Source organism: Flavobacterium sp., assembly GCF_043722275.1.
GTDB lineage: Bacteria > Bacteroidota > Bacteroidia > Flavobacteriales > Flavobacteriaceae > Flavobacterium.
This window is the reverse complement of record NZ_JAYSPC010000028.1, coordinates 122,921-139,621: the sequence shown is the minus strand read 5'-3', so window position 1 is coordinate 139,621 and position 16,701 is coordinate 122,921. Positions and strand designations below refer to the sequence as shown.

Genomic DNA, 16,701 nt, shown 5'->3' with positions numbered 1-16,701 from the left:
TGTGACTTTCTTTTCCATACAATTAGACTTTAATACTAATATATGTAAATCAATTTAACTCTTCCGAACACTTATGTTTTTAAAACCTGTCGGGTTTGTCTTTATAAATATGTGAGGAAATCTAGTTTTTTAAATACTTTTCTAAAAACTGATCTTGCTCCCAAAGTAGGTGTAAAATATTTTCTTTAGCAACATAACTATGAGCTTCTTTAGGTAAAATTACCATTCTTGCGGTTGCTCCCAAACCTTTTAATGCCTGATAATAACGTTCTGTCTGTAAAGTAAAAGTTCCGGGATTATTATCTGCTTCACCATGAACTAATAAAAGAGGGGTTTTCATTTTATCTGCATTCATAAAAGGAGACATCGCGGTGTAAACTTCTGGAACTTCCCAGTAATTACGTTGTTCTGTCTGGAAACCAAACGGAGTCAACGTTCTGTTATACGCACCACTTCTGGCGATTCCGCAAGCAAATAAGTTAGAATGTGTAAGTAAGTTCGCCGTAATGAAAGCTCCGTATGAATGTCCTCCAACAGCCACTTTTTTACGATTAATATATCCTAAAGCGTCCACGGCATCAATTGCAGCGGCTGCATTATCAACTAATTGAGTAATAAAATTGTCATTAGGTTCTGTAGTTCCTTCGCCAATAATAGGAAAAGCCGCATCATCTAAAACGGCATATCCTTTTGTTACCCAATATACAAACGATCCATAATAAGGAACAGTAAACTCATTTGAGTTTTGAGTCGATTGTCCAGCACTGTTTTTGTCTTTGTATTCAGCCGGATAAGCCCAGATTAATAAAGGCAGTTTTTCTTTTTTGGCTTTGTCATAACCAGCAGGCAAATATAAAGTTCCTGAAAGTTCAACACCATCTTTACGTTTGTACTTAATAACTTCTTTACTCACATCTTTAATGCTTTCAAACGGATTCTGAAAGTAAGTGATCGGTGTTAAGCTATTTTGTTTTTTAATATTTCTAAAATAGTAATTTGGATATTCACTTTTAGACTGAATCTGAACTAAAACTTTACCGGTTTTAAAATCTTCGATTCCTAATAAATCTTCTTTTTTTTCCTTATAAGTTGACGTATAAATGCGTTTTGCTTTTAATGTCTTTAAATTGAATTCATCAATAAAAGGAAATTGTCCTTCTTTAGTATATCCTTCACCAATACGAAATGCATTGTCTTTTTCGATCGCTAAAACGTATTTATTATATTCATTCTTTTTAGTTTCAAAAGCTCCCGGATCTGAATAAACGTCTTGTTGATTTCTATCAGTAATTACTTTTGGCTGTTGAGACGTATTTGACGGATTGATTAAATACGTTTTTGTATTACGTGTATCGTACCATTCGTCACTAAGAAAAGCAATATTATCATTACCCCAAATAATGTCACTATAACGTTGAGGTACTTTTGCAAGTGAAGTTGCATTGTTTGTAAAAGGTGCATCCCAAAGATAAACTTCGTCTCTAAATTCTACCTTATTTGCAGGATCTCCTTCGTCTAAAGCCACAACATACGATAAAGTTGCAGGTTTGTCATTTCTCCAGGTCATTTCTCTGTTTCCTTTACGAACTGCCATAAAACCTTTCGGGGTTACTTCGTTTAACGGAACTTCGTTTACAGTTTTAACTTCTTTTCCTCTGGAATCGTAAACAATAGTTTTAGATGGAAATCTGTTTAAAGGAACCACATATGAAAACGGTTTTTGAATTGTCGTTAACATAATATAATTTCCGTCTGGCGAAATTCTTTCTCCCGCATACATTGCAGCCTCTTTGAATAAAGTAGCGGTTCCGTTAAGGTTTACTTTATACAATTCAGAAGTCATGATGTTTTCGAAATTGATTTCATCATTTTGATTTTTCAACATATCAGGATATGTTCTGTTTTGCGATTTTACTCCGGCAGTATTAGAAATAATGGGTCCGGTTGGTAAATCTTTTTTAGAATCTAATAATGGTTTTCTGTTTTTAGGTAACATTTTCACTAAAATAGTTTCATTGTCTAAAAACCAGCTAAACGGATTTCCAAGATTTGCATTTACAGTTGCATCAGTAAGTTTGGTAGCTTTTGCAGTTGCAACATCTAAAAACCAAAGTTCAACACCAGAATTTGTAGTATGTGAGAACAAGATTTTCTTGTCATTTGGTGACCAAAGAATATTGCTGATTTTTGGATTTTGAGGTAAACCCGTAACTTGTACTTCTTCTTTGCCGCTAATTTTTCTTAATTTAAGATTGATCGTGTAAGTTGCAGTACTTGAAATATTCGTTGTCGGATTAATTCTTAAACCTGCTAAACGAAGTTCATCCTGATTAAGATCGTCTAATGTTTTATAGGTATTTCTATACATCAATAACATATTCTCTTTTTTAGTATCCATTGATACTAGCGGAGCTTTTTCGTAATCAGCTAAATCTAAAATAGATTTTGATGGTTTTTGGTAGGTTAAATTTTCCTGAGCAAAGGCAAAAAAGCCAATGTTTAGAAATAAGAGAAGTGTAACCTTTAATTTCATAATTTGAATTTTTGGTGTTTAATAAATGGTATTTGTATTGTTTGACTAAAGTACTTCAAACTTGTTACAATTTATTTGTTATTTTTCACACTTTTCATTGTTTTTAGATAAAAACTGATTTTTCAAAATGTAAATAGTATTTATTCAATAGATAATTAAAGTATATTAAATTGTCAATTACGAAAAAAACACTAATTTGTACGCTAATGTTTTAAACTATACTTAAATTTGCAATCGAATTTTTTAACAAATAATAAAAGAATATGTATCATTCAAAAATAGCGGGCTTAGGATATTACGTTCCTTCAAATGTTGTGACCAATGATGATTTGTCTAAGCTTATTGATACCAATGATGAGTGGATTCAAGAGCGAACGGGAATTCAGGAGCGCCGACATATTATTCGTGGGGAAGATACCACAACCACAATGGGAGTAAAAGCAGCTAAAATTGCTATAGAACGTTCTGGCGTTGCCAAAGAAGATATTGATTTTGTAGTTTTTGCTACATTAAGCCCGGATTACTATTTTCCAGGACCAGGAGTTTTAGTACAACGCGATTTAGGATTAAGAACAGTTGGAGCATTAGATGTTAGAAATCAATGTTCTGGTTTTGTTTATGCCATTTCTGTTGCAGATCAATATATTAAAACCGGAATGTATAAAAATATTTTGGTAATTGGTTCTGAGGTTCATTCAACAGGATTAGATATGACAACCCGCGGACGTGGGGTTTCGGTAATTTTTGGAGATGGAGCAGGAGCAGCGGTTTTAAGCCGTGAAGAAGATTTGACAAAAGGAATTTTATCTACGCATTTACATTCAGAAGGACAACATGCCGAAGAATTATCTTTGAAAGCACCAGGAATGGGAGCACGCTGGGTAACTGATATTTTAGCAGATAATGACCCGAACGACGAAAGTTATTATCCTTATATGAACGGACAATTTGTATTTAAAAATGCAGTAGTTCGTTTTGCCGAAGTAATTAATGAAGGTTTAGAAGCAAACGGTTTACAAGTTTCAGATATTGATATGTTGATTCCGCATCAGGCGAATTTGAGAATTTCACAATACATTCAAAACAAATTCAAACTGAGCGACGATCAGGTTCATAATAATATCCAGAAATACGGAAACACAACCGCAGCATCTATCCCAATTGCTTTGACAGAAGCTTGGGAACAAGGAAAAATCAAATCAGGAGATACAGTAGTTTTGGCTGCTTTTGGTAGTGGTTTCACTTGGGCAAGCGCAATTATAAAATGGTAAATTAGTTAATCTTGCATTATATTTTTAAAACCTGCTCTTTTTAAGAGCAGGTTTTTTTATATTCAGTTGCCTTGTATGACATCGCATTGTCAGGCTGAGCTGCAATAGGTGCGCCCTTCGACTCCGCTCAGGGGGACAAACAAGGTTTTGTTACTTATCTAGTTTATTTCATTTGTCAGGCTGAGCGGAGTCGAAGCCCTCGTTCCAATAGGTGTGCCCTTCGACTCCGCTCAGGGTGAGGTTTTGTTACTTATCTAGTTTATTTCATTTGTCAGGCTGAGCGGAGTCGAAGCCCACGTTCCAATAGGTATACCCTTCGACTCCGCTCAGGGAGACAAACAGGGTTTGTTACTTATCTAGTTTATTGCATTTGTCAGGCTGAGCGGAGTCGAAGCCCGCGTTGCAATGGTAGCCCGTCAACTCCGCTCAGGGTGACAAACAAGATGAAATTTTCAACCAATGCATTTGAATTATTTTTCTTATATTTAAATAAGTAAAAAATTAAAGTTTACTTGTAACTTAAAGAGAAAAAAAAATGAAAAGATATTACGTATATATACTAAAATGTTCTGATAATAGTTATTACACAGGAGTTACAAATGATGTAGACAGAAGGTTTAATGAACATAGTTTTGGTTTAAATAAAGAAAGTTATACTTATAATAAAAGACCTCTCGAATTAGTTTTTTGTACTGACTTTAATGATATAAATCAAGCTATTGCATTTGAGAAACAATTAAAAGGCTGGAGTAGAAAAAAGAAAGAGGCAATAATAAATGATAAATGGGAGGATTTGAACAAACTTGCAGAATGTTTAAATATGACAAGCCATACAAATTTTAATAAAAAAGAGGCTTAGTAGTAAATGAGTCCTTCGGCTCCGCTCAGGATGACACTTAACTAAGAAATAACTTTTTGATAACAATTGTCAGGCTGAGCGGAGTCGAAGCCCACGTGCCAATTGGAACGCCCTTCGACTCCGCTCAGGGTGACACTTAGGGTTTTTCTAATATTCTGGTAATTACATTTGTCAGGCTGAGCGGAGTCGAAGCCCGCGTTCCAATTGGCAGACCTTCGGCTTCGCTCAGGTTGACTTTCGATTTTAATTAATATTTTTGTTTTAAATCATCTCTTCAAATAAAATGAAAAAAAATCAACTTGAAATAGCCTGTTTCAATTATGAATCAGCGGTAATAGCGCAGGAAAGTGGTGCGGACAGAATCGAATTGTGTGATAATATGCAACTTGGCGGAACAACTCCAAATGCGGTTTTAGCGGTAAGAGTTCGTGAAGTAATTACAATTAAAATGCATGTCATTATCAGACCTCGTGGCGGAGATTTTGTTTATACCGATGAAGAATTTGTCGAAATGAAACAAGATATAAAGAATCTTAAAAAACTGGGTGTTGATGGTTTTGTCTTTGGAATTTTAAATCCTGACGGAAGTGTCAATAAAAAGCAAAATCAGGAATTAGTCAATTTAGCAAGTCCGCTTTCATGTACTTTTCACCGTGCTTTTGACGTAGTGGATTCTTTTAAAAAAGGTATTGAAGATGTAATTGATTGTGGTTTTCAAACTATTCTGACTTCCGGAAGAGGAAAAAATGTTGAAGAAGGATTTGACGATTTAATAAAGATTCAGGCACTTGCCAAAGACAGAATCGAAATTATGCCCGGCGGCGGTTTACGATCTTCGAATATTAAATTATTGCAGGAAAAACTTGAACCTACTTTTTACCATTCATCAGCAATTACAAATAATACAGAAACAGCGAATCCGGAAGAAATAAAAGAATTAAGAAATTTTCTATAAATATTAAATAAAATAAAAAAAGCCTGGAGTTGGCAAACTCCAGGCTTTTCTTTTCTACAAACTATTAAAATCTACTAATAAAAGTGGGATTAAAACATTCCGCCACCACCTTTGTTAGTGTTATCTTCTCTTTGTTTACGTTGTAGGTTTTTGATTTTTGCACCACCAAGGTTATAAGTTAACCCTAAATAAACGGTTTGGCTTTCCCATGTAAATTGTCCTGCCTGAGGATAAGGATACATGGTATCAAAAGCGTATTTCATAGTATTAAAGACGTCATTAAAACGTAAACTAATGTTCATCTTACTGTCTAACAATGTATAACGCGAACCTATGTCCATTTTGTACATCTCATGACTATTATTTTGCAATCCGTCAACAGCACCTCTGTAAAAGCCGAATAATAAGAAGCTTAAACGTTTGTTTACTTTAAAGTTTGAGTTCATACGTCCGTTAAAAGCAGAAACCGTAATTTTTCTTTCTAAAGGACTACTTGTTTTTGTTGCAGGATCATATAAAAACACAACTCCTTGTTGGTTAATGCTTGAAAAATCAATCGATGGCTGGATGTCCCACCACTTTGTAATTTTGTAATTAAATGAAACTTCAAAACCGTAAGCCGTATTATGATCATAATTTGTAAAAGTCATGATTTGTTTTTCCTGGCTGGGATCTGTTTCATCAGGATATAATATTCTGCTGATTTGATCATTGATGCTTCTTACGAAAATACCCGTTGTAAAACTTCCTTTTTCAAGAGTTTTTGTATAATTTAATTCAACAGAGTTTGTAAATTGAGGACGTAATTCAGGATTTCCTAATGCTGTAACTAAAGGAGTAGAAAACTCACGAATAGGTTTTGTCTGCTCTAAACTTGGGCGGTCAACACGACGGCTGTAGCTTAATTGCAAAGTATTCTTCTCGTTAAGATTATACGTTAAATAAGCTGACGGATATAATGTGATATAATCGTCATCAAATTTTTCCTGGCCTTTATTTAAATTAGCCGCTACTTTATAACTTTCGAAACGAGTTCCTAATTGATAGCTGAATTTTTTAAATTTTTGACCAAATGTTACATAAGCCGAATAAATATCAGTATCATAAGTATAGTTAGAAACTGGAGTTGCAGCAAATGGATTTCCGGTAATATAATCATTATCAGTTCTTGTAATTCTTGCTTCGGCACCAGCCTCAAGAGTAGTTTTTTCGTTTAACGGATTTACGTAATCAACATTTACAGTACTTAATTTACGAGTTCCTTTAATATAATCATCATAAACAAAACTGCTTGAAGTGTTATCAAGATTGGTTGTTTTAGTATCAAATGAAGCATTGTTAGTTTCTTTATTATCACTGTAATTTGCTTCAAAATCTAAAGTATGACCTTCTTTTTTAAAGATATGTTTAAAGGCTAAATTATAAGTCCCAACCTGATCCGGACCTGAATATCTTGATTTTTGAAAAATGTTAGAAGTATTAGAACCCAAAACATTTGTGTAATCAATATCTGTATCTACAAAACCTTTTCCGTTTGATTTATTTTGGTTCGTATAAAAAGACAACGTATTATGATCGTTGATTAAATAATCCATTCCAATTTTATACAAATAAGAATCATTGTCGTTTACAACGTTGATTTTTTGAACAATATCCTGATCTGATCTTTTGATAAAACCATTATTGTAATAAGTTCCGAAGTTTTGTCCCACATTTCCAAAGAAATTTACTTTCCCTGTTTTATAATTCAAATCTAAAGATTGATTGTATTTTGCCGTTTCACCAAAAGTGATTCCTCCGCTATAACTTCCGTTGAAACCGGTATTTGCATTTTTGTGTAAAATAATGTTGATAATTCCAGACATTCCTTCCGGATTGTATTTTGCACTTGGATTTGTAATTAGCTCAATTTTTTTGATAGAAGTTGATGGAATTTGTTTCAATAATTGGGCAGGATCAATATTTGATGGTCGTCCGTCAATTAATACACGAACATTATCGTTTCCACGAAGTGAAAGTTTTCCATCCTGATCTACATTCACAGACGGAATGTTGTTCATAATGTCAGATGCAGAAGCTCCGGCAGTAGTCAAATCTTTCCCGACAGTAATTACTTTTCGGTCAATTTTTTGTTCTATTGTTGAACGCTCGCTTACAATATTTACACCTTTCAATTGTGTTGCTTCTTCTTCAAGAGAAATATTTACTGTTGCGGTTTTTTTATTGTCGTTTAAAATAATTGAGCCAATATATTTTCTGAATCCAATATATTGAATTTCGATTGTATAGTTTTTTAAAGCTAAATTTTTGATAGTAAAATCTCCATTTTCATCAGTATTAACTCCTGAAACTTGTTTTCCGTTGTCTTTGATTGAGACAGTTGCATAAGAAATAGGAGCGTTATTCGATTTTTCGGTAATCTTTCCGGAAACTGTTCCCGAATTTTGGGCTTGTGCTGTTGCAATTACACCCAGTAATGCGAACAGAAAAATTTTTAATTTCATAATGTGGTATTGATTATTTTTGATTTGATTGATGATGATTGTTTTTTTGTTTTTTGTTTTAATTTTTATCTTCAAATGAATTCAAAGTTCTTATTAAGACTCTTATGTCATGGATATGTTACAGGAAAAACTAAAAAAAATTATGTTTTTTTTAAGATGTCCTGTTTTTTAATAGATTAGCATTTTGGTTTTTTGATAATTTTAACAATCATAACAAATTTCTTTTTACGAAATTCTGAGCGTTTTGTTGTATTTTATATGTTTTTCATTTTCTGTAATTGGTGAATAAGCAGTATATTTGCTCACTTTAAAAATAAGTTTACATGTCATTATCACAAATTCTTACACCTTCTATACAAAAAGCAATACAAGCATTATTTGATGTTACTATTGATAAAATCGAATTTCAAACTACACGAAAAGAGTTTGAAGGCGATATTACAATGGTGATTTTTCCTTTACTGAAAGTGATCAAAAGCAATCCGGTAGAATTAGGAAATAAAATTGGAAATTATCTGGTTGAAAATCTATCCGAAGTAACACGTTTCAATGTTGTTTCGGGCTTTTTAAATATTGTAATTTCAGACAGTTATTATTTAAAATTCTTTAATGAAATAAAAGACAATCAAAGATTTGGATATGTAACGCCTAATCTTGATGAAAAGGCAATTATGGTCGAATATTCTTCGCCAAATACCAATAAACCTTTGCATTTAGGTCACGTTCGTAACAATTTGCTAGGATATTCTGTAGCTGAAATTATTAAAGCTTCGGGTAAAAAAGTCTACAAAACACAAATTATAAACGATCGTGGCATTCATATTTGTAAATCAATGCTGGCTTGGCAGAAATTTGGAAATGGTGAAACTCCTCAAAATTCAAATTTAAAAGGAGATAAATTAGTTGGTAAATATTATGTTGAGTTTGATAAAGTTTATAAAGCTGAGATTTCTCAATTAATTGAAAGCGGTAAAACCGAAGAAGAAGCAAAAAAACAAGCGCCTGTAATTATTGAAGCACAAGAAATGCTTAAAAAATGGGAAGCTGGCGATGAAGAAGTAATTGCTCTTTGGAAAATGATGAACGAATGGGTTTATGAAGGTTTTGCTACAACTTACAGTAATTTAGGCGTTAATTTTGATAAATATTATTATGAAAGTAATACCTATTTATTAGGAAAAGATGTAGTTCAGGTTGGGCTTGATAAAGGAGTTTTTGAAAAAGATCCTGATGGTTCTGTTTGGATTGATTTAACAGATGAAGGTCTGGATCGTAAAATTGTATTACGTTCTGATGGAACTGCTGTTTATATGACACAAGATATAGGAACTGCAATTCAGCGTGTAAAAGATATGCCGGATGTGGGCGGAATGGTTTATACCGTTGGAAATGAACAGGATTATCACTTTAAAGTATTGTTCCTGATCTTGAAAAAACTTGGTTTTGACTGGGCTTCAAGTTTAAATCACTTATCATACGGAATGGTTGATTTACCTTCCGGAAAAATGAAAAGTCGTGAAGGAACTGTTGTAGATGCTGATGATTTGATGCAGGATATGACCGATACAGCAAAACAAATTTCAGAAGATCTGGGAAAATTGGACAGTTATTCTGATGAAGAAAAAGCAAAATTGTATAAAACAATTGGTCTTGGAGCACTGAAATATTACATTTTAAAAGTAGATCCTAAAAAGCGTATTTTATTTAATCCTGAAGAATCTGTTGATTTTGCAGGAAATACAGGCCCGTTTATTCAATATACTTATGCGAGAATTCAATCAATAATCCGTAAAGCCGATTTTGATTTTTCTGCTGAAACGGCAATCGAAGTGCTTCACGAAAAAGAAAAAGAACTGGTAAAACAAATCGAACTTTTTCCTGAGGTAATTCAAAATGCAGCTCATAATCACAGCCCTGCATTAATTGCAAATTATACTTATGATCTGGTAAAAGAGTACAATTCATTTTATCAGTCAGTACATATTTTAGGCGAAGTTGATTTGACTAAAAAAATATTCAGAGTGCAGCTTTCGCAGAAAGTCGCAGAAGTTATTAAAGCTGCTTTTACTTTATTAGGAATAGAAGTTCCTGAGAGAATGTAAAAACTTATAATTATAAAATTTAAAAGCCAATAGTTGCAAAACTATTGGCTTTTTTTATTACTATTTTGACTTATTAGGAATAAATTACTGATTGGTTTTGCTATATTTTTACAGGAATAAATTTGATTGTTTTCTTTCAATTTTGGGTTTGAGAAAAGAGAAAACTTTTAAAAATATTCCTTACCATTTATGTTTAGATATTTTGAATTAGTAAGCTTTTAGAAGAAGATAAAGAAAGGAAATAAACCGTCTAAGTTTTAAATTTAGGCGGTTTTTTATTTATAAGATGATTTTATCAAGCTAACATTTTAGTTGTCAATTATGTATTTCGTCTCAGAATGCACATTTTTTAAGATTTTATTTTTTGAGTTAATCTCAAAAACATTTCAGATAGTTTTCTGGGTAAAGACTTTTAAATCAATGCTTTTGTAAGTTCATTTCTAGATTACGCTCATTATTGTAATAATAATATTATATTTATTAGTGTTAAATTGTGTAAAAATCTTGTTAAAATTATAAATTTGTAATAAGTTGCAGCACTAATCAAAAAATTAAATAATGAAACAAAGATTAAAAAGGTTTGTGGTTGTGTTGTTTGTTTTTGCTTTGCAATTATCATTTGCCCAGCAAAAAGTAATTACAGGAACAGTTTCAGACAATGCAGGAATACCTTTGCCGGGAGTAAGTATTTTAGTCAAAGGAACCAAATCAGGAACTCAATCTGATTTTGACGGAAAATATGCTATTAAAGCAGAATCAAACCAATTTTTAATATTCAGTTATATCGGGATGAAAACCCAGGAATTAGCTGCGAGTTCTTCAATTGTAAATGTAAAATTAAAAGATGATTCTGTAGAACTTGAAGGAGTTGTCGTTACAACTGCATTAGGAGTAAAAAGAGAAAAGAAATCTCTTGGATATGCATCACAACAAATTTCCGGTAAAGATTTAGTAAATAGTGGAGCAGGAAACACAAATGTAGCAAACCTTTTATCAGGTAAAGCTGCGGGTGTTGAGGTTTCCAGAAATACAAACTTTGGAGGATCTACAAACGTTGTTATTCGTGGGAATAAATCTCTTACAGGAAATAATCAGGCGTTGTGGGTTGTAGACGGAGTTCCTATTGATAACTCAAATTCAAACTCGGATAATCAAAACAGAGGTAGAGGAGGTTATGATTACGGTAACAATGCTGCAGATATTAACCAAGAGGATATTGAAAGTATTAATATCCTGAAAGGTGCTGCGGCTACCGCTTTATACGGATCAAGAGCTGCGAATGGAGTTGTAATGGTTACAACAAAAAAAGGAAAAAAAGGTGACGATAAAAAAGTAGGAATTACTTTTTCCAGCAGTATGACAGTTGGAACAGTTGATAAGTCTACATTTCCTAAATATCAAAATAATTATGGCGGAGGTTATGGTTTTGGCAGCTCTTTTGTAGATGCAGAAAGTGCTATACCAACAGTTGAAACTTCAAATGACGCTTCATATGGAGATCCTTTTTCAGGTAATCAGGTATATCAATGGGATTCACTTACGCCATATTCAAATAATTATGGAAAAGCTACATCCTGGAACGCAGCAAGTAACGGACCAATTTCTTTTTTCAAGTCGGCGTTAACCAATACAAATAGTATCTCAATTGAAAAATCTACAGAAAGATCAAGTCTTTCCATGTCCTACGTTAATACAATTCAAACCGGAATTTTGCCAAACAGCGAATTGAAAAAAAATCAATTAAGTGCTCGTTTCAGTCAAAAAATCACAGATAAATTAACAGCAAATGCTTATGCCGCAGTAACGTTGCAAAGTACTGTAGGCAGAAATTCTACAGGTTATAGTGATAATATCATGTCATTATTCAGACAATGGTGGCAAACGAATGTTGATGTAAAAGAATTGCAAAATGTTTATAATGCATCCGGTGGTCAAAATGTAACATGGAACTGGGATTTAACAGCAGATCCATTAAAGCCTGCTTATTGGGATAATCCATATTTTACCCGTTATCAAAACTATTCGTCAGATGATAAAACGCGTTTGTTTAGTTATGCTTCCTTGAATTATGAAATTACAAGTTGGCTGAGTGCATTGGGAAGAGTTTCTTTGGATACATCCAAACAATTGCAAGAAGAAAGAAGAGCTGTAGGATCTACTGCAACCGGATTTGGATTATCTCCCGTTGATGAAAATTCAGGTTACCAACGATTTGATGTCAGCTTTCAGGAAATTAATTATGATTTCATGTTAAACTTCAATAAAAAATTTGGCGATAATCTTAGTTTAACCGGAGTTTTGGGTTCAAATATCCGACGAAACAAAAAAGATAATATTCTATCTTCTACAATTGGAGGCTTGGTTGAAGCAGGGAAATATGCCTTGTCTAATTCAAGATATGAATTGCCTTTTCCCACTGAAACTAAAGTTGATTGGGGAGTTAACGGTATTTATGCTCAGGGTTCTATAGGTTTTATGGATACTTATTTTGTAGATGCTTCTATAAGACGAGATGTTTCGTCAACATTACCAAAAGAAAATAATGCATATGTTTATCCAGCAATTTCAGGATCTTTTTTATTCTCTAATTTAGTAAAAGCTGATTGGTTAAACTTAGGAAAATTTAGATTGAATTATGCCGAAGTGGGAAATGATGCAGAACCTTTAAGTCTGGTAAATACATATCAAAGAAGTTCTAATTTTAACGGACAACCAATATATACTTTACCAAACACTAATAAAAATCCAAGTCTTAAACCGGAAAGAACCAAATCTTTTGAAATAGGTTTAGAAACCAGCACTTTTAACAGACGCTTAGGATTAGATGTTACGTATTATAAAACCAATACGGTAGATCAAATTGTTTCTGCCGCGGTTCCGGCTGCTTCGGGATTTACATATGCTTGGATTAATGGTGGAAATATCGAAAACAGAGGATTGGAAATTCAACTTACAGGAACTCCTGTAAAAACAGATAATTTTAGTTGGGACGTTACTGTAAACTGGTCTAATAATAAAAGTAAAGTTGTCTCATTACCCGGAGGAATTGATAATATGGAAATAGCTTCTTTTCAAGGAGGTGTTACTATCAACGCAACTAAAGGTGAGGCTTACGGATCAATAAAAGGAACCGATTATGTTTATACAGATGGTCAACGAACCGTAGATCAAAAAACAGGTAAGTACCTGATATCTGGAACATCTGACAATACAATTGGAAATGTAACTCCAGACTGGATTGGTGGACTTAGAAATAAGCTTACCTATAAAAATATTTCTTTGAGTTTTTTAATTGATACTCAAAAAGGCGGAGATATATTCTCGCTTGATATGTATTATGGTCTTGCAAATGGTTTATATCCGGAAACAGCCGCAGGAAATGTGAGAGAAAATGGAATTATAAATCCGGGTGTTGGCGTAATTAATTATCCTGATGGAAGTCAAATTATATTTCCAAATACTGTATCAACTGTAAATAATAATGATTTGCCTAACACAGGTGCGGGAGCTTATTCCAGTAATTTCGGATATCAGGCAAAACCGAATAAGGGCTTTATTTATGATGCATCATATGTGAAGTTAAGAGAAGTTTCGATCTCCTATAATTTTCCTAAAAAAATGTTTGAAGGAACTTTTGTAAATGCCGCAACGTTGAGCCTCTTAGGATCAAACTTATGGATCATCAGTAAAAATTTACCTTATGCAGATCCTGAAAGTGGACTTTCATCCGGGAATAAATCAAGAGGTTATTCTGTAGGATCATTGCCAACAACAAGAGATATAGGATTCAACTTAACATTTAAATTTTAATAAGAGAACATCATGAAAAAAATAATTTACTTTTTAAGTATTCTAGTATTATTAAGCTCTTGCAGTGATTTGACGGACTTAAATAACGATGATAAAAATTCATCACAAGTGCCGCCTTCTTCTTTATTTACAAGTGCTTCAAAAGGTATTGCAGAGCAATTAATCAATACTAATGTTAACAAAAATATCTTTAGATTAGTTAATCAACAATTAACAGAAACTACTTATACGGATGAATCTGTTTATCAATGGACAACCAGAAAAATTTCTGATAACCATTGGAATGCTTTTTATGCAGGTACAACAACTTATGATGGGTCTCTGGGTGATTTACTTAATGCAAGGAAATTTATTGAAGCCGAAGAAATTTTAGTTTCAGATCCTCAATTTGTATCTAAAACATTTGTAAAAAAGAATCAATTGGCAATGATTGATATTTTAACCGTTTACTCTTATCAAATTCTTGTGGATACTTTTGGAGACATTCCTTATACTGAAGCTCTTAAAGGTTCAGAAAAATATCTGGGTAAATATGACAAAGCATTAGAGATATACAAAGATTTAATTTTGCGTCTGGATGATGATATTGTAAACATCAACGTTGCATATTCAGGATTTGGTAAAGCAGATATAATTTATAGTGATAAAATGGCATCATGGATAAAATTTGCCAATAGTATAAAATTAAAATTAGGAATTAATCTAAAAGCTTCAGGATTAGAAAATGCTATTGCTGATGCAGCTATTATTTCAGCTTCACAAGGAGCTTTTACTTCGAACGCTGACAATGCAAAAATATCTTACGAAAAAAATGTTCCTAATACAAATCCTATATATGTAGATCTTGTATCATCCGGAAGACATGATTTTGTTCCGGCAAAACCATTTGTCGATGCATTAGTCGCTAATAATGATCCCAGAACAAAAGTTTATTTTGCTCAAAACTTAAAAGATGATGCGGGAAATCCTTTACCATATAAAGGTGGAGTTGTAGGCGTTAAAAATAGTTTTGGAAGATTTACTCACGTGGGTGATACAATTCAGTTACCGGATTTTAAGGGAACTTATTTAGACTACGCCGAGGTTGAATTTTTATTAGCTGAAGCTGTCGAAAGAGGCGTTGCAGTTAGTGGAAGTGCGGCAACACATTATAATAATGCAATCACGGCATCAATGAAAGATTGGGGAATTGCCCAAGTAGAAATAGATATTTATTTAGCCCAATCTACGGTTGCTTATGCAACTGCGACAGGAGTCTGGCAGCAAAAAATAGGAGAACAAGCTTGGTACGCTTTGTTTAACAGAGGATTTGAAGGATGGACTTCTACAAGAAGATTGAATTTTCCGGCTCTTTCTGCGCCATCAAATGCAGATGCTGCTGCAGAAGGTGAAATTCCGTCAAGAATGACTTATCCAATAAGAGAACAAACCTTAAATAGCGTCAACTATAATGCTGCTGCGACAGCAATTGGTGGAGACAAATTAAAAACAAAATTATTCTGGGACATAAATTAGACATTTTATACTGTTTAGAAATACTGTAAATATCCTTTTATCATTTTTAACTATTTTGAATTAGTAAACTTTTAGTTGAATAATAAAAGGCAACCGTCTAATTAATTTTAGACGGTTTTTTATAAAAAAAGCCGATAGTCGTAAAACTATCGGCTTTTTCATAACTAACACAAATATTTTATTTTACAAACTTGTTGATTATTGCATCCGTTTCAGCTTTTGTAGCGGTTGGTTTTAAATCAAACAAAAGAGAATAAAGTGCCTTTCTATCTACTTTTGCTTCTAAGTTTAAATCTTGATGTCTGTCAAAAAGAGTTTGCCATTTGTCACGAACATTTTTCCAAAGTGCATTATTTTCCTTCCACCATTTTTGACCGGCAATACATTTAATGTCTGCAACTTTAGTGTAAACATCCATACCTTTTTCCTGTGCTAACAACACATCTTTTCCGCTGTCGTCGCGAATAAGTTTGTCATTATCCTGCTCATGATTCCATCCTGTAGCAGTAATTTCGTGAATGTTTCTTCTTTTCAAAACATTATAGTCATTACGTTTTGTTTGCTCTCTTCTAGGTAAAGGAGCATCAGCAATATTTGCCCAATAATCCTGTCCGTCAACGTGTACCCAGGTTGATGATCCTTCATATCTTGGACTGTCATCTACCTGATATACTTTTTGAGTCCATTGACCTTTAACAGCTTTTTTATCCAGTTTTTTATATTTCCATGAACTTCCTTTGTCAAATGAATATAAATCAGTGTTTTCATACAACCAGTCTTGTCTCCAGTGTTTAATAATCATATCGTCACTTACTATTAATAAGTGCTGCATTACAATTTTGTTAGGCGTATCTTCTAATAACTCCACCCATTCTAAAGCAGATTCATGTTTAGTTTCTGAAGGTTTATAAGAAGCAGAATCTTTAGGATATTGAAAAGTTTCTGTAAAATTAAATTTCACTTCGTAGCAACCACACATTGATTTGATTGATTTAATGTCTTGCTGTTTTTTGTCCTGACTGAAACCAAGACTACAAGTTAAAGCCACAACGGCTGAAAAATAGAGACTTTTTGAAATCATAACTTATTTATTTTTTGTTTTTAAATTTTTTGCAAATATATATGTTTTTATTTAGAACAAATAAAAATAGT

General features: G+C 33.0%; 9 protein-coding genes. 6 read left to right on the top strand and 3 right to left on the bottom strand.

Annotation, left to right across the window (positions count from 1 at the left end):
- Positions 1-121 precede the first annotated feature (121 nt).
- Positions 122-2,533 carry a prolyl oligopeptidase family serine peptidase gene (locus ACHZDT_RS03940; protein WP_394773351.1) on the bottom strand — a complete coding sequence of 804 codons (2,412 nt, stop codon included), beginning with the start codon at positions 2,531-2,533 and terminating at the stop codon, positions 122-124.
- A gap of 263 nt (positions 2,534-2,796) precedes the next feature.
- Between ACHZDT_RS03940 and ACHZDT_RS03935 the strand changes: the two genes are divergently transcribed.
- From ACHZDT_RS03935 to ACHZDT_RS03925, 3 genes are all read left to right on the top strand, one after another.
- Positions 2,797-3,804, top strand: a complete 1,008-nt coding sequence (locus tag ACHZDT_RS03935) for a 3-oxoacyl-ACP synthase III family protein (RefSeq protein ID WP_213307773.1) — start codon at positions 2,797-2,799, stop codon at positions 3,802-3,804.
- Between the two features lie 535 nt (positions 3,805-4,339).
- Positions 4,340-4,663, top strand: coding sequence for a GIY-YIG nuclease family protein (locus ACHZDT_RS03930; protein ID WP_394773350.1), 324 nt, complete (start codon positions 4,340-4,342; stop codon positions 4,661-4,663).
- A 283-nt stretch (positions 4,664-4,946) separates the two neighbouring features.
- Positions 4,947-5,618 carry a copper homeostasis protein CutC gene (locus ACHZDT_RS03925; RefSeq protein WP_394773349.1) on the top strand — a complete coding sequence of 224 codons (672 nt, stop codon included), beginning with the start codon at positions 4,947-4,949 and terminating at the stop codon, positions 5,616-5,618.
- Positions 5,619-5,707: 89 nt separating this feature from the next.
- Here ACHZDT_RS03925 and ACHZDT_RS03920 read toward each other — a convergent pair whose 3' ends face one another.
- Entirely contained in the window at positions 5,708-8,122 is a 2,415-nt protein-coding gene (locus ACHZDT_RS03920) for a TonB-dependent receptor domain-containing protein (protein ID WP_394773348.1), read from the bottom strand.
- A gap of 323 nt (positions 8,123-8,445) precedes the next feature.
- On the opposite strand from ACHZDT_RS03920, the gene argS reads away from it, so the two are divergent.
- The 3 genes from argS (at position 8,446) to ACHZDT_RS03905 (ending at position 15,549) form a co-directional block, all read left to right on the top strand.
- A complete protein-coding gene (argS, locus tag ACHZDT_RS03915) occupies positions 8,446-10,224 on the top strand; it encodes an arginine--tRNA ligase (protein ID WP_394773347.1) in 1,779 nt (592 codons plus the stop codon).
- Positions 10,225-10,782: 558 nt separating this feature from the next.
- Positions 10,783-14,034, top strand: a complete 3,252-nt coding sequence (locus tag ACHZDT_RS03910; protein ID WP_394773346.1) for a SusC/RagA family TonB-linked outer membrane protein — start codon at positions 10,783-10,785, stop codon at positions 14,032-14,034.
- A gap of 12 nt (positions 14,035-14,046) precedes the next feature.
- Positions 14,047-15,549 carry a SusD/RagB family nutrient-binding outer membrane lipoprotein gene (locus ACHZDT_RS03905; protein ID WP_394773345.1) on the top strand — a complete coding sequence of 501 codons (1,503 nt, stop codon included), beginning with the start codon at positions 14,047-14,049 and terminating at the stop codon, positions 15,547-15,549.
- A 178-nt stretch (positions 15,550-15,727) separates the two neighbouring features.
- Here the strand turns inward: ACHZDT_RS03905 and ACHZDT_RS03900 are convergent, their stop codons facing one another.
- On the bottom strand, positions 15,728-16,630 hold the full coding sequence (locus ACHZDT_RS03900; protein ID WP_394773344.1) for a DUF6607 family protein: 903 nt from the start codon (positions 16,628-16,630) through the stop codon (positions 15,728-15,730).
- Positions 16,631-16,701 lie beyond the last annotated feature (71 nt).

Excerpts from the sequence above, each read along its gene's own strand:
- ACHZDT_RS03920 (WP_394773348.1), bottom strand. The coding sequence starts at position 8,122 with ATGAAATTAAAAATTTTTCTGTTCGCATTACTGGGTGTAATTGCAACA.
- argS (WP_394773347.1), top strand. The coding sequence starts at position 8,446 with ATGTCATTATCACAAATTCTTACACCTTCTATACAAAAAGCAATACAA.
- ACHZDT_RS03905 (WP_394773345.1), top strand. The coding sequence starts at position 14,047 with ATGAAAAAAATAATTTACTTTTTAAGTATTCTAGTATTATTAAGCTCT.
- ACHZDT_RS03930 (WP_394773350.1), top strand. The coding sequence starts at position 4,340 with ATGAAAAGATATTACGTATATATACTAAAATGTTCTGATAATAGTTAT.
- ACHZDT_RS03940 (WP_394773351.1), bottom strand. The coding sequence starts at position 2,533 with ATGAAATTAAAGGTTACACTTCTCTTATTTCTAAACATTGGCTTTTTT.
- ACHZDT_RS03925 (WP_394773349.1), top strand. The coding sequence starts at position 4,947 with ATGAAAAAAAATCAACTTGAAATAGCCTGTTTCAATTATGAATCAGCG.
- ACHZDT_RS03935 (WP_213307773.1), top strand. The coding sequence starts at position 2,797 with ATGTATCATTCAAAAATAGCGGGCTTAGGATATTACGTTCCTTCAAAT.
- ACHZDT_RS03900 (WP_394773344.1), bottom strand. The coding sequence starts at position 16,630 with ATGATTTCAAAAAGTCTCTATTTTTCAGCCGTTGTGGCTTTAACTTGT.
- ACHZDT_RS03910 (WP_394773346.1), top strand. The coding sequence starts at position 10,783 with ATGAAACAAAGATTAAAAAGGTTTGTGGTTGTGTTGTTTGTTTTTGCT.